Here is a 21,491-nt window from a genome sequence, read left to right as displayed (position 1 = left end):
CGCGAGGGCTCAGGCCTGCGCGCCGGATGGCTTGCGAGGCAGGAGCTTCATGGCGGCGAAGGCCGCGCCGGCCACGCCCAGTACCATCGCGGCGGTGCTGCCGGAGAAGCCGATGGCGGTGTCCTTGGCGATCTTGCCGGCCTGCGGCGTGACGAGCTGCATGCGGCGGCGGGTCATCTCGGCCCCCAGCTCGCTCAGGCGGTCGCGGCTCAACTTGCGTTCCGCGTCCGGCAGCAGCACGGTTTCCTCGTCGGCCACGTGGTGCATCACGTCGCGCATCAGTTCGTGCACGAGCTCGTCGTGCTTCGCATCCGTCGGCCGGGTGGCACGCAGTTGCGCAATCAGCCGGCGCATCTCGTTGTGCTCCGGTTCCGCCTTCAGCATCGTGGGGTCGGCGCCCTCGAGCTGGCGCATCACCGGATAGAAGATCTCTTCTTCCAGCGTGGCGTGGATTTCCAGGGCGGTGCAGATGGTCTCCGCGAGCGCCTTCTTCACTTTCGGCTTCTGCGTCGTCGTGTACTGGTGGAACGTCACCAGGGTGTGCGAGTGGTCGAAGCGGATCATGTCGGTAATCGTCGGGCTAAGCTTGTTCAGTGAAAACATCTTCTTCTCCTTGAAGTTCCGGCAACACCTCATCTTAGGCGACGGCGCCGGCGCCTTGCGTAGGAATAGCCCTCAAGCGCGTGTCGGCGTACTGCGCACAAAGCGGACGCGGCGGGTTATAGTTCACTGCAATATCGCCGCCAGGAGCCGATGATGAGATTCCAGCACCGAGCCCCGACGCGCAGCACGCTCCCCATGCAGGGGCGGGGGTGGCGCAGCCGGCGCCCGCTGACGCGCTTCGACGACCTGTTCCAGGACCATCCGCAGCCGATGTGGATCTACGACCTCGTGTCGCTGCGCTTCCTGCGCGTGAATGCCGCCGCGTGCCGCCACTACGGCTATTCCGAGGCGGAATTTTTGCGCATGACGATCCGCGACATCCGGCCGCCGTCGGAACATGCCCGGCTGGCCGCGGACCTTGCCGCCACCGCGCACCTGCACGCGCTGCCGCAGTCCTCGGGAGTGTGGACGCACATGAAGCGCGACGGCCGCCCGATCTCCGTGCGCATTTCGTCGCATGCGCTGATCTACGAAGGGCGCCGCGCCCGCCTCGTGTTCGCGTTCGACGTCACGCAGCAGGTGGCCGCGGAGCGAGCCCTGTACAAGTCCGAGCAGCTGTACCGCCGGCTGATCGACACGATGCCGCTGCAGGTGTTCTGGAAGGACCTCGAGCTGCGCTACGTGGGTTGCAATCTGCTGTTCGCGCGCGCTTCCGGCCTGGGCGATCCGGCCGGTGTGATCGGCAAGCGCGACCGCGATTTTCCCTGGCAGCTCAGCCCCGCCGAGCGCCAGGCCGAGGAGATCGAGGATCGCGGCGTGATCGAGACCGGCCGGCCCGTGCGCGGCCGCGAACAGACGCTGACGGGGCCCGACGGACGGCCGCGCCGCCACCTCGTCAACAAGCTGCCGCTGCACGGCCAGAACGGCGAGATCGCCGGCCTCCTGTGCACCATCGAGGACATCACGGCCAGCCGCGAAGCCGGCGAGAAGCTGCGCCTGCAAAGCCGCGCCCTCGATGCCAGCGTGAACGCGATCTTGATCACGCGGCGCGCCGGCAACGACGACGTGATCGAATACGCCAACCCCGCCTTCGCGCGCATCTCCGGCTACGAGCTGGCCGAGGTGATCGGGCGGGATTGCCGTTTCCTGCAGGGCAGCGACCGCGAACAGGAAGGCATCTATGCGCTGCGCGACGCGCTGGGCGCCTTCCGCGAGGTGACGGTGGTGCTGCGCAATTACCGCAAGGATGGCACGCTGTTCTGGAACCAGCTGCACGTGGCGCCCGTGCTGGACCAGCACGGCGCCACCACGCACTGGGTCGGCGTCATCAACGACATCACGGCGGCCATGCGCTACCAGCAGGAACTGGAACACCAGTCCACGCACGATGCGCTCACCGGCCTGCCGAACCGCAACCTGTTCCAGGACCGGCTGGAGCAGGCCATCGCCTACGCGGCGCGCTACGGGCACCAGCTGTGGGTGGTGGTGCTGGACCTCGACAACTTCAAGCTGATCAACGATACGCTGGGCCACGCGGTGGGCGACAGCCTGCTGCAGACGGTGGCCGGGCGGCTGCGCAGCGCGCTGCGCGATTCGGACACCGTGGCGCGGCTTGGCGGCGACGAGTTCATCCTGCTGCTGCCCGATCAGCCGGGACAGACCGACGGCACGCTGTCGCCGCGCACCGTGCAGGCGGTGCTCGATGCCGTCAGCGCGCCGATGCGCCTGGGCGCGCACGACCTGGCGCTCACCTGCAGCATGGGCGTTTCGGTGTATCCGCGGGACGGCGATACCGCTCCTTCCCTTTTCAAGCACGCCGATATCGCGCTGTACCGCGCCAAGGATGGCGGGCGCAACCAGCTGCAGTTCTACACGAGCGAGATGAATGCCCGCGTGACGGAGCGCACGCTGATCGAAGGGCACCTGCGCAATGCGCTGACGCGCCACGAATTCCTGCTGTACTTCCAGCCGCGCGTGGATTGCGCCACCGGCCGCGTGGCCGGCCTGGAAGCGCTGCTGCGCTGGCGGCAACCGGAACTGGGCCTGGTCCCGCCGGACCGCTTCATCGGCGTTGCCGAGGAGACCGGGCGCATCCTGGAGATCGGCGGGTGGGTGCTGTACGAAGCGTGCCGGCAGGCCAGGGTCTGGCAGGTGGCCGGGCTGCCGAAGGTGCCCGTGGCCGTCAACGTGTCGGTCCGCCAGTTCCGGCAGGCCGGCTTCGTGCAGGAGGTGCTGGGCGCGCTCGAGGCGGCGGGTCTGGCGCCGGAATACCTGGAGCTCGAACTGACGGAGTCGCTGATGATGCAGAACATCGAGAGCGTGATCGTGGCGATGCGCCAGCTGAAGGAGCTGGGGGTGCGGTTGTCGATCGACGATTTCGGCACCGGCTACTCGAGCCTCTCGTACCTGCGCCGCTTCCCGCTCGATTACCTGAAGATCGACCGCAGCTTCGTGCGCGACATGCTGAACGACGCGCCTGGTTCGGCGATCGTGCGCTCGATGATCACGCTGGGCCACAGCCTGGGTTGCCGCATCATCGCCGAAGGCGTCGAAACGCGGGATCAGCTGGGCTACCTGACGCAGGAAGGCTGCGACGAGATCCAGGGCTACCTGTGCAGCCGGCCGGTGCCGGTGGAGCTGGCGGCGGAGTTGCTGCACGCCGAAGCGTGAGGCCCCGTGCGCGGCGCCAGCCGACCCGTGCGCTTGGCTGGAAAGGCGCCCTGGCGCCCGCGTGACGGATCATCGCCGGGCACGTCGAAACGCGGCGCCGGCCGGGCCGGCTGATGCGCGCCGGCCGCGGCAGGCTCCATGGAGACCGGTGCGGCTTGCCGGTGACGGCGGCACGGCCGCCGCTGCCCGTATGGACGTGCCGCTCGCGATCGATCCCTGCACGCCGTTGCGGCCACCGCGCTTGACGGCGTACAGCTGCGCATCGGCGATCGCGATCAAGGCTTCGCACGTGGCAGGCACGTCGGCGTGGCGCGCCGGCACCGCCGCGATGCCGAAGCTGGCGGTGGCGAATACCTTCGTACCGTCATCCATGCTCGCTGCCTGGCCGGCGAAGGCGCGGCGGATGCGTTCGGCGAGGGCCCGGGCCCCGTCCAGCTCCGTGCCGGGCAGCACCACCAGGAATTCCTCGCCGCCGTAGCGGACCACGCTGTCGGCGCCGTCGCGCGTCATCGCGCGCAGCAGGCCGGCAAAGTCGGCCAATATCCTGTCGCCGGCGGCATGGCCGTGTTCGTCGTTGATGCGCTTGAAGTGATCGATGTCGCACAGGATCACGGCCACGGCGGTGCCATGGCGGCGGCTGCGTGCCAGCTCCGCTTCCAGCAAGCCTTTCTGCAGCACGCGGCGGTTGTAGCAGCCCGTCAGGGGGTCGCGATCGGCCAGCTGGTGCAGCAGATACGAGGAACGGAACTGCTCGCGCTGCGCAACCTGGCAGCGGCTGGCGGCGATGCAGCCGAGGGCGTTGCCCATCACGAGCAGCAGGGCCAGGGTCAGCAGGTCGTCCGGCTTCAGCAGGCCCTGCACCCAAAGCATGGCGCTGAACGCCGCGCTCGATCCGATGCCGATCGCCACTGCGTACAGGAAGCGGTTCGGGAAGGTCACGTAAACGGCCATGACGATGAGGGCCAGCGACATGACATTCCATGCCAGCGTGCCCGGCTGGAACCAGCACACCACCATGAACACGCCCATCGCCACGACGAGCAGGCCGGACGAGGCGAGGATCGAGACGGGGACGGAGTCGGGATGGCGGTCGACGGCGCAATAGCCGCCGAGGGCAACCAGCGCCACCAGCACGCGCAGTGCGATGAGGACCCAGGCGATGGCCGTGAACCCCAGCGTGGTGATATCGGTTACGCCGAAAACAATATAGAAGCCGGCTGCGAACAGCAGGCTTCCCTTGAGCTGGGCGTTGCGCAGCGGCAGGAAATGGCGAATGAAACGGTCTTCGAATGCCGGATCGGCGAATTCCGCGCGGCGGCGGTCGATGGCGAACGAGATAGAGGAGTCGGACGGGGACACGATAGGTTTCCGGCAGGGGCGGGATCGCGCGTCCGGGCCTTGCGGCCATGGCGGAGGCATCCCGACAGGTTTCGTTATCGGCGTCGTCCGCCGAGTGCCGGAGATTCTAACCCAAATGCAAACGGATATTTCCCAAAAGAATCTTATTTGCAATGGTTTTTTTCAGGCGAGGCTGGCGGGACACATCGCTCCATAGCGCCGGGACAAAACTCGCCGGGACAAAACAAAGCGGCGGGCCAGGCCCGCCGCTTCGATCACTGCATTATCGAACGATCAACTCCTGATCTCGAGCGCCCGGTTGACCGACAGCGCGGCGAGCGAGCCCACGGCACCGGACAGCAGGTAAAGGCTAACGTAGCCGAGGCCGAAATGGGCGGACAGGCCCAGTGCCACGACCGGCGCGAAGGCGGCGCCGACCAGCCAGGCCATGTCGGACGTGAGCGCGGCGCCCGTGTAGCGGTGGCGCGGCGCGAAGTTCGCCGTCACGGCGCCGGCGGCCTGGCCGTACGACAGGCCCAGCAGGGCGAAGCCGACGAGGATGAAGATGTTCTGCCCCGTTTCGCCGCCCTGCAACAGGGTGGGCACGAAGCCGGAGAACACGGCGATCAGCGCTGCCAGCGTGCCGAGCGTGGTGCGGCGGCCGAAGCGGTCGGCGATCAGGCCCGAGGCAATGGTGGCCAGCAGGCCGAGGCCGGCGCCCCAGAACTGCAGCCACAGGAACGAGTCCAGCGGGCGGGTCGAGTACAGCTGCACCCACGACAGCGGGAATACGGTCACCAGGTGGAACAGCGCATAGCTAGCCAGTGCAGCGAGGGCGCCGATGATCACGTTGCGGCCCTGCGTGTGCGACAGCTCGGACAGGCTCACGGGTTCCAGTTCGCGTTCGTCGAGCAGGCGGGTGTATTCCGGCGTGGAGACGAGGCGCAGGCGGGCGAACAGGGCCACCACGTTGATGGCGAAGGCCACGAAGAACGGGAAGCGCCAGCCCCAGTCGAGGAAGTCGAGCGCCGACAGGTTGGCGACCATGTAGGCGAACATGCCGGCGGCGATCATGAAGCCGGCCGGCGCGCCCAGCTGGCCCAGCATCGCATACCAGCCGCGCTTGTTCTGGGGCGCGTTCAGGGCCAGCAGGGACGGCAGGCCGTCCCACGAGCCGCCCTGGCCGACGCCCTGGGCGATGCGGAACAGGGCCAGCAGCACGATGGCCGTGGTGCCGGCGCTGGCGAACGAGGGCAGGAAGGCAATGCCGACCGTGGAAGTGCCGAGCAGGAAGAGGGCGCCGGTCAGCTTGGCTTCGCGCGAGAAGCGCCGCTGGATCCACATGAAGATCACCGTGCCGAACGGCCGCGCGATGAAGGCGAACGAGAAGATGACAAAGGAATACAGCGTGGCGGTCAGCCGGTCGTCGAACGGGAAGAACAGGGAAGGGAATACGAGCACCGAGGCGATCGCATAGACGAAAAAGTCGAAATATTCGGACGCTCGGCCGATCACCACGCCCACGGCGATTTCGCCGGGGTGTATTTCGCCATCGCGAGCATTAATGTTGCGTGCGCCGCTGCTGGTGGGACTTGGCTGATAATCCGCCGGGATGTTACTTCCGTCATAGGTAGTCGTTGCCATATTCGTCTCTCATGGTTTGTACACAAGTTCTTGCGAACCGAATCACACACGATGAAACCTTACCTCGACTGTTTGGCGCCGACTGTGCGGTCAAGTACAAAACGCCGCAATGGATAAAAAAACAAATCCATTAAAACAGAACCTGCCAGCGGGGTGAGACAAAGTGTCCAATTCCATTTCGCACGCCTGTGACGGTACAGTAGCATGTTCTCAATCCTCTGTAGCGCACATAACTTAATGAAATCCTCAATTGTTCGCAGTGGACTGGGTCTTCTCTCCCTGTTGTGGCTCACCGGCTGCAATACGGTAGTGTTGAATCCGTCCGGTGATATCGCGGCGCAGCAGGCTCATCTGGTGATCGTATCGTTCCTCCTGATGTGTCTGATCGTCGTTCCCGTCATTGTCCTCACCCTGTGGTTCGCCTTCCGTTACCGGAAGAGCAATACCTCCGCCAAATACGATCCCGACTGGGATCACTCGACCAAGCTGGAACTGGTGATCTGGGGCGTGCCCCTGCTGCTGATCATCGTGCTGGGCTTGATCACCTGGATCAGCACCCACCTGCTCGATCCTTACCGTCCGCTGCAGCGCCTGGACGAGAAGCGTCCGCTGCCGGCCGACGTGCGTCCGCTGGAAGTGCAGGTCGTGGCGCTGGACTGGAAATGGCTGTTCATCTACCCGGAGCAGGGCATCGCCACCGTCAATGAACTGGCGACCCCGATCGACCGCCCGATCAAGTTCCGCATGACCGCATCGACCGTCATGAACGCGTTCTACATCCCGGCGATGGCAGGCATGATCTACACGATGCCGGCCATGGAAACCCAGCTGAACGCGGTGATGAACAAGGTGGGCACGTACGACGGCTTCTCGTCGAACTACAGCGGCTCCGGCTTCACCCACATGCGCTTCAAGTACCACGCCATGAACAATGCCGACTTCGACGCCTACGTGGCGAAGGTGAAGGCCGAAGGCGGTGCCCTGCAGCGCGCGGACTACCTGCAGCTGGCCAAGCCGAGCGAAAAGGATCCGGTGCGCCGCTGGGCCTCCGTCGATGGCACGCTGTACAACGCGATCCTCAATATGTGCGTCGAGCCGGGCAAGCCCTGCATGGCGCAGCAGATGCATGAAGACGCGAACCGCAACGCCAAGCACGCCGCCCACCAGGAGGCGCGCCGCCGCGGCGCCAACGAGGTCGCGCGCCTGGCGCGGGCCGACGCGGAAATCTGCACGGCGCCCGCGGACAAGACCACCCTTTCCATGAAGAGCAACAATGCAAGCGTATCCAACTGAAAACGATCCGTTCTTCGGCAGGCTGAGCTGGGAAGCGATTCCCTTCCATGAGCCGATCCTGATCGCCACCTTCGCCGGTGTCGCGCTGGGCGGTATCGCCCTGCTGGCTGCCCTGACGTATTTCCGCGTCTGGGGTTACCTGTGGAAGAACTGGATCACCAGTATCGACCACAAGAAGATCGGCATCATGTACATGATCCTCGGTCTGATCATGCTGCTGCGCGGCTTCGCCGACGCGCTGATGATGCGCGCCCAGCAAGCCATCGCGCTGGGCGACAACGCCGGCTTCCTGCCGCCGCACCACTACGACCAGGTCTTCACCGCCCACGGCGTGATCATGATCTTCTTCGTGGCGATGCCGCTGGTGACAGGCCTGATGAACTACGTGGTGCCGCTGCAGATCGGCGCGCGCGACGTGGCCTTCCCGTTCCTGAACAACTTCTCGTTCTGGATGACCGCGATGGGCGCCGCCCTGGTGATGGCTTCGCTGTTCGTCGGCGAGTTCGCCCGTACCGGCTGGCTGGCCTATCCGCCGCTGTCCGGCATCCTCGCCTCGCCTGACGTCGGGGTGGATTACTACATCTGGTCATTGCAGATAGCGGGCGTCGGTACATTGCTGTCCGGCGTGAACCTGATCGTCACCATCGTCAAGATGCGCGCCCCGGGCATGGACCTGATGAAGATGCCGGTGTTCACGTGGACCGCGCTGTGCACCAACATCCTGATCGTGGCCGCCTTCCCGGTGCTGACCGCCGTGCTGGCGATGCTGGGCATGGACCGCCTGCTGGGCACGCACTTCTTCACGAACGAACTGGGCGGCAACGCCATGATGTACGTGAACCTGATCTGGATCTGGGGCCACCCGGAGGTGTACATCCTGATCCTGCCTTGCTTCGGCATCTTCTCGGAAGTCGTGTCGACGTTCTGCTCCAAGCGCCTGTTCGGCTATACCTCGATGGTGTACGCGACCTGCGTGATCATGATCCTGTCCTACCTCGTGTGGCTGCACCACTTCTTCACGATGGGTTCGGGCGCCTCGGTGAACGCCTTCTTCGGCATCACCACGATGATCATCTCGATCCCGACCGGCGCGAAGCTGTTCAACTGGCTGTTCACGATGTACCGCGGCCGTATCCGCTATGAACTGCCGATGATGTGGACCGTTGCCTTCATGGTCACGTTCACGATCGGCGGCATGACCGGCGTGATGCTGGCGATCCCGCCGGCCGACTTCGTGCTGCACAACTCGCTGTTCCTGATCGCCCACTTCCACAACGTGATCATCGGCGGCGTGCTGTTCGGCCTGTTCGCGGGCATCAACTACTGGTTCCCGAAGGCGTTCGGCTTCAAGCTCGACGTGTTCTGGGGCAAGGTATCGTTCTGGCTGTGGGTGATCGGCTTCTATGTCGCCTGGATGCCGGTGTACGCGCTGGGCTTCATGGGCGTGACGCGTCGCCTGAACATGATCGAAGACCCGGCCCTGCAGCCGTACTTCGTGGCCGCCTTCATCGGCGTGCTCATGATCGCCGGCGGTATCGGCGCGATGCTGATGCAGTTCTTCGTGTCGTTCATGCGCCGCAAGCAGCTGAAGGACGTGACGGGCGACCCGTGGGATGGCCGTACGCTGGAGTGGTCGACGTCGTCGCCGCCGCCTGACTACAACTTCGCGTTCACCCCGGTCGTGCACGACAACGACAGCTGGGCCGACATGAAGAAGAACGGCTACCAGCGTCCGCTGAAGGATTTCGTGAAGATCCACATGCCGGCCAACACCGGCGCGGGCTTCATCATCGCGGCACTGTCGGCCGTGGTGGGCTTCGGCATCATCTGGCACATGTGGCCGCTGGTCATCGCCGCCTTCATCGCCATGATGGTCGCGATCATCGTCCACACGTTCAACTACAAGCGCGATTTCTACATTTCGGCGGAAGAAGTGGCCCGTACCGAAGAGCGCCACACCGCATTGCTGGGAAGCCATGGCTGATACTTACGTAACCTCCGCCGGCGCCGTGGGCGCCGACAATAGCTCGCGCTACCTGGTGCGCGAGCACCACTCGGAAAACGGCACCATGCTCGGTTTCTGGATCTACCTGATGAGCGACTGCCTGATCTTCGCCTGCCTGTTCGCGACCTATGCCGTACTGGGTCGCAACTACGCCGGCGGCCCGGGCGGCGCCGAGCTGTTCGACCTGAAGCTGATCGCCCTGAACACGGCGTTCCTGCTGTTCTCGTCGATCACCTACGGCTTCGCGATGCTGCAGGCCAAGGTGAAGAACAAGGGCGGCACGCTGCTCTGGCTGGGCATCACCGGCATCTTTGGCCTGGCGTTCCTGGCGGTGGAAATCTATGAATTCCACCACCTGATCCACCTGGGCGCGGGCCCGCAGCGCAGCGGTTTCCTGACGGCGTTCTTCGCGCTGGTCGGTACCCACGGCCTGCACGTGACGTTCGGCGCGATCTGGCTCGTGACCCTGATGGTCCAGATCAGCAAGCACGGCCTGATTCCGGAAAACCTGCGCCGCCTGAACTGCCTGTCGCTGTTCTGGCACTTCCTGGACGTGATCTGGATCGGCGTGTTCACCTTTGTCTACCTGATGGGAGTCCTGCCATGAGCGACCATAAACATCACGGTCATGATGATCATGGCCACGGCGATCACCACGACGATCACCATGACGCGCATCACGATGGCTCCGCGGTCCACGGCTCGATGCGCGACTACGTGATCGGCTTCGTGCTGTCCGTGATCCTCACCGCCATTCCGTTCTGGCTGGTGATGAACAAGGTGATCACGGATTCGGCCACCACCGGCTTCGTGATCCTGGGCATCGGCGCCGTGCAGATGATCGTGCACATGGTCTACTTCCTGCACATGAACGCCAAGTCGGAAGGCGGCTGGAACATGCTGGCGCTGATCTTCACCGTCATCATCGTTGTCATCACGCTGGCCGGTTCGCTGTGGGTCATGTACCACATGAACAAGAACATGATGCCGAACATGCCTCATGTCATGACGCCGCAGCAGGCGCACGACATGCCATGACCGACGCGCCACATCGTGGCGCAGGAACGGAAGCGTCACCGGCCGGTGACGTCTCCACGCCGCAGCCGACAGCGCGGGCACGGCTTCCCTCCACGGGGAAGCGCATTGCCCTCGCCGCCGCTGCGGCGTTTTTCTTTTGCGCCTTCGCTTCCCTCGGTATCTGGCAGGTCAAGCGCCTGCAATGGAAACAGGACCTGATCGCCCGCGTGGATGCCCGCGTGCACGCCGCGCCCGTACCGCTGCCGCGCGCCGGCGAGTGGCCGCGCATCACGGCCGACACGCACGAATACCTGCGCGTGAAGGTGCGCGGCACCTTCCTTTACGATTACACGACCCGCGTGCAGACCACCACGGCGCTGGGCATCGGCTTCTGGCTGATGACACCGATGTGCACGGAGGAGGGCATCTTGCTCGTGAACCGGGGCTTCGTGCCCATGCAGTCGGGTGACCTGAAGTTGCCGCCGCCGCCGCGGGCCGGGGCCAACCCATGCGCCGTGGCGGCTGATCCGGTCGAGATCGCGGGCTTGCTGCGCCTGCCCGAGCCAAAAGGCCGCGTGCTGCGCGAAAACGACCCGGTCAACGACCGCTGGTACACGCGCGACGTGGCGCCGATCGCGATCGCCCGCGGCATGCCGCAGGCGGCACCGTTCTTCGTCGATGCCCCGGCAGGGCAGGAGTATCCGCGCGACGCCAGCGAAAAGCCGACCGGCGGCCTGACCGTGATTTCCTTCCCCAACAACCACCTCGTGTATGCGCTGACGTGGTTCGGGCTGGCCGCGATGGTCGCGGGCGGCTATTATCTCGTGCTGCGCTACGATAAGCGGCGCGCCACGAGAGAAACGGATGAAGACAGCGACTGAAGAGCGCCGCGCCGGCGAATGGCGCAAGCCCGACGGCCGGCGCGAGAGCGTGGCGGCCGCCGGCGTGGAGTACGCGGCCGGCCACAAGAACATGATGCAACTGATCCAGCTGCGCTGGATCGCCGTGTTCGGCCAGGTGGCGACCATCACGGCCGCCACCTACATCTACGGCATCGTGCTGCCGCTGGTGCCCATGCTGCAGGTGCTGGCCTGCCTGATCGCCTTCAACGTGGCCAGCCACCTGCGCTGGCACGAGGTGCGCTACGTGCGCAACACCGAGCTGTTCATGGCGCTGCTGGTGGACGTAGCCATCCTCACGTCGCAACTGTACCTGTCCGGCGGCGCCACCAACCCCTTCGCCTTCCTCTACCTGCTGCAGGTGATCCTGTCGGCCGTGCTGCTCGCGCCGCCGTATGCGTGGACCTTCGTGCTGGTCACGGCCGCCTGCCTGGCCGGGCTGTCGCGCAACTACCTGCCGCTGCCGCTGGACGTGGAGCATGCGGGCGGCGTGCTCTCGCTGTACGTGCAGGGCATGCTGATCTGCTTCATGCTCAACGCCGCGCTGCTGGTCTTCTTCATCACCCGCATTACCGCCAACCTGCGCGCCGGGGATGCCCAGCTGGCGCATCTGCGCCAGCGTGCGGCCGAGGAAGAACACGTGGTACGCATGGGCTTGCTGGCGAGCGGGGCCGCGCACGAGCTGGGCACGCCGCTGGCCACGCTGTCCGTCATCCTCGGCGACTGGAAGCGCATGCCCGAGTTCTCCCGCAATCCCGACTTGCTCGAAGAGATCGGCGAAATGGAAACCCAGCTGAAACGCTGCAAGGCCATCGTATCCGGCATCCTGCTGTCGGCTGGCGAGGCGCGCGGCGAATCCTCGGTCAAGACCACACTGGCGACTTTCCTGGACGAGCTGGCCCAGGAATGGCGCGCCACGCGGCCCGTGCAGCACTTCTTCTATTTCAACCGCATCGGCGAAGACCTGCCCGTGGTATTCGACGAGGCGTTGAAGCAAATGATCTGCAATGTCCTCGACAATGCCGTGGAAGCGTCCCCGGCCCGGGTGGAACTGGCCGCCACGCGCGAGGATGGCCACCTGATCCTGTGCGTGACGGACGCGGGGCCCGGTTTCGACCCGGCGGTGCTGGCGCAGATCGGCAAACCGTATAATTCGACGAAGGGCAAGCCCGGCTCCGGCCTGGGCCTGTTCCTCGTGGTGAACGTGGCGCGCAAGCTGGGCGGTACCGTGGGCGCGCGCAACCGCGACGGGGGCGGGGCCGAGGTGGTGATCCGGCTGCCGCTGTCCTCGATCGCCCTGGAAGCCGAAGCCGCCGCGCCCCTGAAATAGAAGCCCGACCAATCAAGCCGGAACAACGAGCTGGAACAATGACGGAAGAACAACGCTGCCTGCTGATCGTCGAAGACGACGAAGCCTTCGCCCGCACGCTGGGCCGCTCCTTCGAACGGCGCGGCTACCGCGTGCTGCACGCCGCCAACGTGGACGAAGCATCCGGCCTGCTGGCCGACCATGCGCCCGGCTATGCCGTGGTGGACCTGAAGCTGAAGGGCAATTCCTCGGGCCTGGCATGCGTGCAGATGCTGCACCAGCACGACCCCGGGATGCTGATCGTGGTGCTGACCGGTTATGCGAGCATCAACACGGCCGTCGAGGCAGTAAAGCTGGGCGCCTGCCAGTACCTCGCCAAGCCGTCCAACACGGACGATATCGAGGCGGCGTTCGCCCATGTGGCGGGCAGCGGGGAAGTGGAACTGACGGGTCGCGCCACGTCGGTGAAGACGCTGGAATGGGAACATATCCATGCCGTGCTGGCCGAAACCGAGTTCAACATCTCGGAAGCGGCGCGCCGGCTGGGCATGCACCGCCGCACGCTGGCCAGGAAGCTGGAAAAGCAACGGGTGAAGTGATGCGCGGCGCGCACTGATGCGCGAGCGCGACAGAAGTACCGCGCACGCCATGCGGGCGCGGCAGGATATCGGCAACCCCTGTACAATAGGTATTGCCGTGTGTTAATGAATTGCACACATGCCTGTACGGTGCCCAAGCCACGCATCGCCGATCAAGCGCCTTCTGGCGCGCAATGCCGACTTGACCGTTCACCGACCGATGATTTGCCACCCCGAAGCGGCGCGCCTGGACGCGCTGCGCAAGCTCGACCTTCTCGATACCCCGCCTTCGGAAGCCTTCGACCGCATCACCCGCATGGCCGCGCAGGTATTCGGCCTGCCCATTGCTGCCGTCTCGCTGACGGATACGGACCGGCAGTGGTTCAAGTCGCGTGTCGGCGTGGAGCACTGGTCGATCCCGCGCGAGCGCGCGCCGTGCGCGACGGTGGCCGAATCGGCATCGTTCCTGGTGATCCCCGACCTGGCCGAGGATCCCGAATTTCGCGACAGCCACCTGGCCCGTTGCGGGATACGCTTCTATGCCGGCGCGCCGCTGACGACGCGCGAAGGCCACGCGTTGGGCGCGATGTGCGTGCTGGGCACGGCGCCGCGGCAGATCACGGACGCGGAGCGCAGCCTGCTCGCGGACCTGGCCGCCATGGTGATGGCGCAGATCGAGCTGCAGCATGCGATGGGTCGGCTCGACCCGATCAGCGGTTTGCCGAACCGTAATCAATACATCGACGATTTCAGCGACCTCGCCAAGGATCGCCCGCGCGGCGAGACCGGCCTGGCCCTGTTCGTGCAATTGGCCGGCCCCGAGCAGCTGGCCAGCGCCGCGCGGGTGATGAATTCATCCTATGTCGACGCTCTGGTCGCCGAAGCCGTGCGATCGTTTCGCGCCGAGTTCGGGTCCGCAAACAAGATGTACCATGTGGCGGCCACCCAGTTCGTGGTGCTGGCGGCGCCCGGCATCACCCAGGACGAATGGCGCGGGCGGCTGCGCGGGTGGCTGCAGGGACATCACGCCTGGTCCACGTCGCGCTTCGTGACGACGCCTGCGGCCGGCATCGCGCCGTTCGCGGTCGGCGCGAGCGATGCGCTGGACGTACTGCGCATCGCCCAGGGCGCGGCGCAGGATGCCTACGCAAGTGGCGCCCTGGTGGCCGTGCACTCGTCGGTGCAGGATGCCGCCTACCGGCGCCGCTTCACGCTGCTGGCCGAATTCGGCAATGCGCTCGAGGCCAGCAACCAGCTGCGCCTGGTGTACCAGCCGCGCATCGACCTGGCGACCGGTGACTGCGTGGGCGCCGAGGCGCTGCTGCGCTGGTGCCACCCCGGACTGGGCGCCGTCCCGCCCGGGGAGTTCATGCCGATCGTCGAGCAGACGTCGATGGCGCGCCCGGCCACCGCATGGGTGATCGATGCCGCCCTGCGCCAGCTGCGCGCCTGGCTCGATGCGGGTATCGACATGACGCTGTCCGTCAACGTGGCTGCCCCGAACCTGCTGGAGGCCGACTTTGCCGCCACGCTGGGCGAGCGCCTGTGCGCGCACGGCGTGGCGCCGCACCGGCTGGAGCTGGAAATCACGGAAAGCGCGGCCATGGGCAACCAGGCCGCGGCGGACGGCACGCTGGCCGCGCTGCATGCGGTGGGCGTGCGCATCGCGATCGACGACTTCGGCACCGGCTACAGCAGCCTGTCCTACCTGCAGAGCATTCCCGCCCACGTCGTCAAGATCGACCAGAGCTTCGTGCGCGGCATCGAGGCGGACGAGCGCAAGCGCGCACTGGTGGGCGCCATGGTCTCGCTGTCGCACGACCTCGGCTACCGCGTCGTCGCCGAGGGCGTGGAAACGGAAGCGGCGGCAGCTGCCGTGCGCGCCGCCGGCTGCGACGAGGCGCAGGGCTGGCTGTACGCCCGGGCGCTGGAGCCGGCCGATTTCGCCGGCTGGCATGCGGCGCGCACGGCAGGGCTGGCGGCGCTGGCGCTGTAGCATCTTCTGGACGATACTGGCGCCAACGCGGCGGCAGCCGCACACCGGAGGGACTATCGCATGAAGACGATCAGGACGATGGCGGCCCTGGTCCTGGCTTGCGCATTGCAGCAGGGGTGGGCCCAGGAAGAGCTCAAGACCGGCGGCAGCGGTTCCGTGACCTATGTCAGCGGCGGTGTCGGCACCGAGGCGCGCGACGCGCTGGCCGCGCGGCGCGGCGAATTCAATCTTTACGTGACGTTCGCCCGGTCAGGCGGCGGGGAATTGATGGCCGGCGTCAGCCTGTCGATCACCGACCGCAAGCGCAACCCGGTGCTCGCGGCCGACGGCGTGGGCCCGCTCGTCTACGTGAAACTGCCGCCCGGCACCTATTGGGTCAACGCCACGGCGGACGGCCAGGAGCAGAGCCGCAGCGTGACCGTCGGCGCCGGTGGCGCACGCGAGGTGACGTTCCACTGGGCGCCGACGGACCAGGCGAACGTCCGATGAGCGCCGCGCCGCTGCGGCTGGCCATGTTTTCCGCCCAGCCCTACGACCGCCGCTTCTTCGAGGAAGCCAGGGCGGCACGCTCGGCCGAGGTGCTGATCGACTACCACGACACGGCGCTCGACATCGGCACGGCGGTACTGGCCCAGGACTGTGCTGGCGTGTGCGTGTTCGTCAACGACGTGCTCGATGCCGCCGTGCTGGAGCGGCTGCACGGCGGGCGTGCGTGCCATCCTGCTGCGCTGCGCCGGCTTCAACAACGTGGACCTGGCGGCGCTGCATCGCCTGGGCATGTTCGCCGCGCGTGTTCCAGCGTATTCGCCGGAAGCGGTTGCCGAGCATGCGCTGGCCATGAAAGCAGCGGACCTTGGTTTTCTGCAAGGAACAGCGGGAGCGACTATGATGGGGCTTCGAACGAACCCTGGAGTAGAGATGACCGATCAATCGCTGCGCGCCGACCTGCGCGACCTGGCACGCAGTGCCCGCCACCTGCACAAGGCCATGCTGGACGTGGAAACCCAGTACTTCGGCGCCGTCGGCGGCGTGCTCGAACACTTGCAACTGGTGACGAACCATCCGCATTTCGCCTGGCTTTTGAAGCTCTCCGGATTGATGGCCGAACTCGACGAGCGCCTCGACGGCGAGGAGGCGCTCGAGGCCTTCGAGGCGACGCAATTTCGCACCGCGTTCGAGGAACTCGTCGGCCCACGCCCGCCGATCGACGAGGAGTTCCGCAAGCGCTATCTGGCGCTGCTGCACGACGCGCCCGAGGTGGCCATGGCGCACGGCGTGCTGCGGCAGGCATTGGGCAAGGTGCCGCAGGCACGGTAAGCCGGCTGGGAGCAAAGGACAGGACCCCATGAAAAAGGCCGGGCAAGCCCGGCCTTCAGGTGCTGCGATGTGGAGCGGCTTACCAGCCGAGATCCTTCAGCAGCGGCAGCGTCAGGTCCTTCGGCGGTTCCAGTTCGTGCGTCAGGTCGCCGTTGATCGACGGTTCCATCAGCTGGTTCGGCGAGGCGGCGGTCGTGTAGTGCGAGACCGAGGAGCCCGGCTGGAACGTGGTCGGCGTGTACATCAGGATGCGGTTGCGGTCGTCGGTGCCAGCCAGCCGGCTCGGGTCGGCGCCCAGCTTGGCGATCACGCCGGAGCTGGTGCGGCTGCGGCGCGCCAGCGCGGCCTTCAGCGCGTCGCCCGCGGCCTGGCTGATGCGTACCGACGGGATCGTGATATCCGGATTGTCGCCGCTCATGCCGGCCGGGTCGCCCGGCTGGTTGTCGGCCACGATCATCGCGATCGCGCCCGCCGCCTGCACGTTCGCGGCCTTGATGACGAAGCTGCAGGTACCGCGGTCGACCAGGGCGATATTGCCCCGCACGGCCTTGGCGTTGGCGCCCGTCAGCGGCGCGCAGGCCAGGCCGGTGTTCGTGGCGCGGTTCTCGACGACCGGCAAGACCTGGCCGGTCACGCCGGCCTCGGTGATGCGCGGACCGAAGCTCGCTTCGCCGAACGCCAGTTCGCCTGCCGCGCCGCCGGCGGCCGGGCCGCTGATCGTGACCACGCCGCGCGGGCCCAGCACGTCGGGCACGGCGGCGTTCACGTGCGGGCCATCCCACGACAGCCCGTCGCCGCTGACGGCATTCGCCACGCGCTCTTCCTCGGACAGCTGGGTCCACTTCCGCTCGGTACGGTTATCCGTCATGAAATGGTCCCAGATCGCCGGCACACCGGCCAGGTATTCGCCGGTTTCCTCGTCCGTGAAGCTCTGGAAGCCCAGGCCGTGGCCCATCTCGTGCAGGAGCACGGCGACGAAGTCGGTGGCGCTGCCGTGGTTGCCGTCCAGGCCCAGGTAGAACGGGGAGCCGGGCAGGCAGTCGTCGGCCAGGCCGAGGCGCGAGTTGAAGCGCGCGCGGATATCGGGCACGTCGGGGCTCTGGTCGACGCCGGACAGCTTGTTGGCCAGCGCGGTCGGGTACCACGTGTCGGCCTTCGGCGCGCCCGGGAAGTCGGAGAACACTTCCAGAGTGCCGGCCGAGCCCAGCGTGGCGCTGTTCGCCGTGCAGTTCAGCGGTTCGAAACTGGCCTGGATGCGGATCGGCTGGGGGCTCTCCAGCTTCGCGCCCCACAGGTTGGCGGCGTACGTAAACGCGATCAGGCGTTGTTCGCCCAGCGTCTTGCCGGTGTTGCCGCCGACCGGTTCGGCCGGCGTCGGGTCGTTGAAGCCCACGCCCGGCGCGTTGCCATTGACGATGACGATTTCGGCCGCCTGCGCGGCGCCGGCCGTGCCAAACCCGGTGCCGAATGCAACGGCCAGGACGGCGGCGATCCGTTTCACGCTGTGCTTCATCTCATTGCGCTTCATAACGTGGTTCCTTTGCTTGCGCGACGCGCGTGTTGTTGACCAGGGCGTTCGCGGCATCCTCGCCGGTGACGCAGGCTTCGGTGACGGTGCCGTCGGCATTGCGGGTCACGACCGAATACACGGCCTTGTCCGCCACGCTCATGGACTTGGCGCCGTTCTTGGCCACCTTCACTTGCGGTGCCGCGGTCACGCCGCGGGCGAAGCTCTTCTGCTTCACGGCGGCCGGCACGAGCTTGCGGTATTCCTCGGCGGTGGGAGCGCGCAGCACGCCGGTCTCGGCATCGCGCACGACGACCAGGCCCTGGTCTTTCTGCACCGGCTGGGCGGTCTCGTGGGCCATCGCGCCCTGCGACATGCCCATGGCGGCCAGTGCCAGGCCGGCACCCGCGGCGGCGCGCCGGCTGCGGCGGGCCATGTAGCCGACGGCGCCCAGGCCCAGGCCCAGCATCAGCCACGTCGACGGTTCAGGAACGGCGGAGATCGCCACGCTGTCGATGCCGATATAGCTTGCCGTTGCATACCCGCCCAGATAGTGGAAGGCGATGCGGCCGGTGCCGGTGGCCGTGAAGTCCGCCGTATAGCGGGTCCAGCCGTCCGGATACGACACGCCGGTAACGGTGACCAGCTGGTCCGTGAATTCCGACGTGTCGGTGCCGGCGCCGGAGCCGAACAGTACGTGCAGCGTATCGGTGAAACCTTCCTCGCCGCTGTCGCGCGTGTAGAACGACAGGCGGGTTTGCCCCGTCAGCGTGAATTCTGGCGTGATCAGCCAGCTGTCGACCGTGTAGCCGCCCGCCACATCGAAGTTGGAGGCGATGTACGACGATGCGGCGCCGGACTGGGCGCCGAAGATGCCGGGATTGCCCTGGAACCAGCCCGTGCCGGGCGACAGTTCCCAGCCGCTCAGCGACGAGATGTCGTCGAACCCTTCGGTCAGGGACGTCGGCGGGGTTTCCGCATGGGCGGCCGCCGATAGTGTCAGCGCCGCTGATGCAAAGAGAGTGAGGAAGGTTTTCATTGATTCACTTTCATTGACTTGTGGAAGAAGGTGCAAAATGTTTTGCAAATTGCAACCTGAGTATAGGACTAACAACTGTCGAGTTGCGCAGTGGGCGATTACAATTTGAGACGTTTTCTTGATTCGTATCGAAATCGCAACGGTGTCAGTATTGAAAGAGCGCAACCCCGAGCATTCATGCGGGTTTGCGGGCAGTGCCGTGAACCGCGCCCGAACGGCCGGCGATGCTCGCTTGACCGCGCGGCCATGATGTGCGTGGCGGCGGGTGCCGAATAAAGTCGCTGCACCGGCAGCGGCCGGCTGCATTTCGCAGGGGCATCGATCGCGGGTACAATGCTGCCTTTATCCTTCGCCCTGCCGTCACGTGTCGAGCCGCCAACTGTATTCCCGCCTGCTGTCGCAGTTCACTCCCTACACCGGCGCCCTGATCGCGACCCTGCTGGCGGTCGGCGTGGCATCGCTGACCGACGTGCTGCTCATTGCCCAGTTACAGAACGTGGTCGACGCGCTGGGCGCACAAGGCACGTCGCAGGCGGCGGCAGCGGGCAGCGGCGTGCTGGCGACCGTGCGGGGCTGGATCAACCACCTGCTGCCGCTGACGACCGAGCAGGCCGGGTTGTGGGCCATTCCCGCGATCATCCTGGCGCTGGCCTTCCTGCGCATGGTGAGCAGTTTCGCCGGCGACTACGGCTCGGCGTGGCTCAGCAACCGGGTGCAGGCCGACCTGCGCGAGAAGATGTTCGCCCGCATCCTGCGCCTGCCGAACGGTTACTTCGACCAGTCCTCGACGGGTACCACGCTGTCGCGCGTGACGTACGACGCCAACCAGGTATCGCAGGCCGGCCTGAATGTCGTGAACGTGGCCGTGCGCGATTCCGTCGCCACCGTCGGATACCTGATCTCGCTGTTCATCCACGACTGGCAGCTGGCGATCTTCTGCCTTGGCCTGCTGCCGCTGGTGGCGGCCGTCGTCACCTTCGCCGGCCGGCGCATGCGGCGGCTGTCGGAAAGCGCGCAGCAGGCGATGGGCGAACTGACCCGCGTGCTCGACGAGAGCATCGGCGGCCAGCGCGTCGTGAAGATCTTCGGCGGCCAGCGCTATGAACAGCGCCGCTTCGACGAGGTCGTGAAACTGAACCGCCAGCTGGCCGTCAAGCACGCCGCCACCGCGGCCATGAACTCGGGCATCATCATGATGCTGATCGGCGCCACGTTGTCGTCCGTCATCTATTTCGCCATGCTGCGTGCGCAGGCCAATGCGCTCACGGCGGGCGACTTCGTGTCGTTCATGGGGGCGCTGCTGGCAATGCAGTCGCCGATCAAGAATCTCACCAAGATCAACGAACCGCTGCAGCGCGGCCTGGCCGCGGCGAAGTCCGTGTTCGGCCTGATCGACGCGCCGGCCGAGATGGACGACGGCACCCGGCCGCTGGCGCGGGCCGCCGGCCACATCGAACTGGCCGCCGTGAGCTTCAAGTACCACGCTGGCGACGCCGAGGCGGCGCCGGCGCTGGCCGATGTGTCGCTCGATATCCCGGCCGGCGAGACGGTCGCGCTGGTGGGCGGGTCGGGCAGCGGCAAGACGACGCTGGCCAGCCTGCTGCCGCGCTTCTACGACGTGACGGGCGGGCGGATCCTGCTCGACGGCGTCGACCTGCGCGACTACCGGCTGGCCGACCTGCGCCGGCAGATCGCGCTGGTGAGCCAGGACGTCGTGCTGTTCAACGACACGCTGGCCGCCAATATCGCCTATGGCGACCCGGCGCCGGACCCGGCGCGCATCGAAGCCGCGGCGAAGGCGGCGTATGCCCATGAATTCATCGTGCGCCAGCCGCAGGGCTATGCCACCGAGGTGGGGGAGAACGGCCTGCGCCTGTCCGGCGGCCAGCGCCAGCGCCTGGCGATCGCCCGCGCGCTGTACAAGGATGCGCCGATCCTGATCCTCGACGAAGCGACGAGCGCGCTGGACACCGAATCCGAGCGCCAGGTGCAGGCTGCGCTGGAACGCCTGATGGAAGGCCGTACCACGGTCGTCATCGCGCACCGGCTCTCAACCATCGAGAACGCCGACCGGATCGTCGTCATGAATGCGGGCACGATCGCCGAGGCAGGCACGCACGACGCGCTGCTGGCCAGGGGCGGCCTGTACGCGCGGCTGTACCAGACGCAGAAGCAGCTGGCGCATTAGTACACGACCGGCCTGGTGACGGACACCAGCGCCGGTGAAGGGCCCGGTGTCGGACACCAGCGCAGATGAAGGGCTCGGTGTCGGACAT

General features: G+C 66.4%; 16 protein-coding genes and 1 pseudogene. 12 read left to right on the top strand and 5 right to left on the bottom strand.

The features are described 5' to 3' along the window. Positions 1–9: 9 nt before the first annotated feature. Positions 10–603: a hemerythrin domain-containing protein gene (locus V6Z91_RS24545; RefSeq protein ID WP_338762419.1), complete on the bottom strand. Its 594-nt coding sequence runs from the start codon at positions 601–603 to the stop codon at positions 10–12. A gap of 150 nt (positions 604–753) precedes the next feature. On the opposite strand from V6Z91_RS24545, the gene V6Z91_RS24540 reads away from it, so the two are divergent. Further along, complete coding sequence (locus tag V6Z91_RS24540; protein WP_338762416.1) at positions 754–3,273, top strand: EAL domain-containing protein; 2,520 nt, start codon at positions 754–756, stop codon at positions 3,271–3,273. Between the two features lie 69 nt (positions 3,274–3,342). Here V6Z91_RS24540 and V6Z91_RS24535 read toward each other — a convergent pair whose 3' ends face one another. Together V6Z91_RS24535 and V6Z91_RS24530 are read right to left on the bottom strand one after the other, a co-directional pair. Further along, complete coding sequence (locus tag V6Z91_RS24535) at positions 3,343–4,632, bottom strand: GGDEF domain-containing protein (RefSeq protein ID WP_338762413.1); 1,290 nt, start codon at positions 4,630–4,632, stop codon at positions 3,343–3,345. Between the two features lie 273 nt (positions 4,633–4,905). Continuing rightward, on the bottom strand, positions 4,906–6,255 hold the full coding sequence (locus V6Z91_RS24530) for an MFS transporter (protein ID WP_338762411.1): 1,350 nt from the start codon (positions 6,253–6,255) through the stop codon (positions 4,906–4,908). Between the two features lie 312 nt (positions 6,256–6,567). Between V6Z91_RS24530 and cyoA the strand changes: the two genes are divergently transcribed. The 10 genes and pseudogenes from cyoA (at position 6,568) to V6Z91_RS24480 (ending at position 16,669) form a co-directional block, all read left to right on the top strand. Beyond that, positions 6,568–7,548 carry a ubiquinol oxidase subunit II gene (gene cyoA / locus V6Z91_RS24525; RefSeq protein ID WP_338772037.1) on the top strand — a complete coding sequence of 327 codons (981 nt, stop codon included), beginning with the start codon at positions 6,568–6,570 and terminating at the stop codon, positions 7,546–7,548. Then, positions 7,529–9,532, top strand: coding sequence for a cytochrome o ubiquinol oxidase subunit I (cyoB, locus tag V6Z91_RS24520; RefSeq protein WP_338762408.1), 2,004 nt, complete (start codon positions 7,529–7,531; stop codon positions 9,530–9,532). The genes cyoA and cyoB overlap by 20 nt, the downstream gene beginning before the upstream one ends. Beyond that, on the top strand, positions 9,525–10,160 hold the full coding sequence (gene cyoC / locus V6Z91_RS24515; RefSeq protein ID WP_338762406.1) for a cytochrome o ubiquinol oxidase subunit III: 636 nt from the start codon (positions 9,525–9,527) through the stop codon (positions 10,158–10,160). The genes cyoB and cyoC overlap by 8 nt, the downstream gene beginning before the upstream one ends. Next, positions 10,157–10,591, top strand: coding sequence for a cytochrome o ubiquinol oxidase subunit IV (gene cyoD / locus V6Z91_RS24510; RefSeq protein ID WP_338762404.1), 435 nt, complete (start codon positions 10,157–10,159; stop codon positions 10,589–10,591). Before cyoC ends, cyoD begins: the two co-directional genes overlap by 4 nt. Then, a complete protein-coding gene (locus V6Z91_RS24505; RefSeq protein WP_338762401.1) occupies positions 10,588–11,451 on the top strand; it encodes an SURF1 family protein in 864 nt (287 codons plus the stop codon). Before cyoD ends, V6Z91_RS24505 begins: the two co-directional genes overlap by 4 nt. Next, on the top strand, positions 11,435–12,799 hold the full coding sequence (locus V6Z91_RS24500; protein WP_338762398.1) for an ATP-binding protein: 1,365 nt from the start codon (positions 11,435–11,437) through the stop codon (positions 12,797–12,799). The genes V6Z91_RS24505 and V6Z91_RS24500 overlap by 17 nt, the downstream gene beginning before the upstream one ends. A gap of 38 nt (positions 12,800–12,837) precedes the next feature. Continuing rightward, complete coding sequence (locus V6Z91_RS24495) at positions 12,838–13,377, top strand: response regulator transcription factor (protein ID WP_338762395.1); 540 nt, start codon at positions 12,838–12,840, stop codon at positions 13,375–13,377. A 181-nt stretch (positions 13,378–13,558) separates the two neighbouring features. Next, entirely contained in the window at positions 13,559–15,352 is a 1,794-nt protein-coding gene (locus V6Z91_RS24490; protein ID WP_338762392.1) for a GGDEF and EAL domain-containing protein, read from the top strand. A gap of 60 nt (positions 15,353–15,412) precedes the next feature. Then, positions 15,413–15,841: a hypothetical protein gene (locus tag V6Z91_RS24485; RefSeq protein ID WP_338762389.1), complete on the top strand. Its 429-nt coding sequence runs from the start codon at positions 15,413–15,415 to the stop codon at positions 15,839–15,841. Positions 15,842–15,852: 11 nt separating this feature from the next. Next, positions 15,853–16,669 (top strand): annotated as a pseudogene (locus tag V6Z91_RS24480) (hypothetical protein). Between the two features lie 79 nt (positions 16,670–16,748). Here V6Z91_RS24480 and V6Z91_RS24475 read toward each other — a convergent pair. Further along, positions 16,749–18,197 carry a PA domain-containing protein gene (locus V6Z91_RS24475; protein WP_338762386.1) on the bottom strand — a complete coding sequence of 483 codons (1,449 nt, stop codon included), beginning with the start codon at positions 18,195–18,197 and terminating at the stop codon, positions 16,749–16,751. After that, positions 18,184–19,215 (bottom strand): choice-of-anchor J domain-containing protein, encoded by a 1,032-nt coding sequence (locus tag V6Z91_RS24470; RefSeq protein ID WP_338762384.1) that lies wholly within the window; start codon positions 19,213–19,215, stop codon positions 18,184–18,186. The genes V6Z91_RS24475 and V6Z91_RS24470 overlap by 14 nt, the downstream gene beginning before the upstream one ends. A 364-nt stretch (positions 19,216–19,579) precedes the next feature. On the opposite strand from V6Z91_RS24470, the gene msbA reads away from it, so the two are divergent. Further along, positions 19,580–21,403 (top strand): lipid A export permease/ATP-binding protein MsbA, encoded by a 1,824-nt coding sequence (gene msbA / locus V6Z91_RS24465; protein WP_338762381.1) that lies wholly within the window; start codon positions 19,580–19,582, stop codon positions 21,401–21,403. Positions 21,404–21,491: the final 88 nt, after the last annotated feature.

It is taken from the genome of Massilia sp. METH4 (genome assembly GCF_037094685.1).
GTDB lineage: Bacteria > Pseudomonadota > Gammaproteobacteria > Burkholderiales > Burkholderiaceae_D > Rugamonas.
This window is presented reverse-complemented; position numbering and strand designations above follow the sequence as displayed.

Excerpts from the sequence above, each read along its gene's own strand:
- V6Z91_RS24505 (WP_338762401.1), top strand. The coding sequence starts at position 10,588 with ATGACCGACGCGCCACATCGTGGCGCAGGAACGGAAGCGTCACCGGCC.
- V6Z91_RS24545 (WP_338762419.1), bottom strand. The coding sequence starts at position 603 with ATGTTTTCACTGAACAAGCTTAGCCCGACGATTACCGACATGATCCGC.
- cyoC (WP_338762406.1), top strand. The coding sequence starts at position 9,525 with ATGGCTGATACTTACGTAACCTCCGCCGGCGCCGTGGGCGCCGACAAT.
- V6Z91_RS24495 (WP_338762395.1), top strand. The coding sequence starts at position 12,838 with ATGACGGAAGAACAACGCTGCCTGCTGATCGTCGAAGACGACGAAGCC.
- V6Z91_RS24530 (WP_338762411.1), bottom strand. The coding sequence starts at position 6,255 with ATGGCAACGACTACCTATGACGGAAGTAACATCCCGGCGGATTATCAG.
- cyoD (WP_338762404.1), top strand. The coding sequence starts at position 10,157 with ATGAGCGACCATAAACATCACGGTCATGATGATCATGGCCACGGCGAT.
- V6Z91_RS24540 (WP_338762416.1), top strand. The coding sequence starts at position 754 with ATGATGAGATTCCAGCACCGAGCCCCGACGCGCAGCACGCTCCCCATG.
- V6Z91_RS24475 (WP_338762386.1), bottom strand. The coding sequence starts at position 18,197 with ATGAAGCGCAATGAGATGAAGCACAGCGTGAAACGGATCGCCGCCGTC.
- cyoB (WP_338762408.1), top strand. The coding sequence starts at position 7,529 with ATGCAAGCGTATCCAACTGAAAACGATCCGTTCTTCGGCAGGCTGAGC.
- V6Z91_RS24485 (WP_338762389.1), top strand. The coding sequence starts at position 15,413 with ATGAAGACGATCAGGACGATGGCGGCCCTGGTCCTGGCTTGCGCATTG.
- V6Z91_RS24500 (WP_338762398.1), top strand. The coding sequence starts at position 11,435 with ATGAAGACAGCGACTGAAGAGCGCCGCGCCGGCGAATGGCGCAAGCCC.
- V6Z91_RS24470 (WP_338762384.1), bottom strand. The coding sequence starts at position 19,215 with ATGAAAACCTTCCTCACTCTCTTTGCATCAGCGGCGCTGACACTATCG.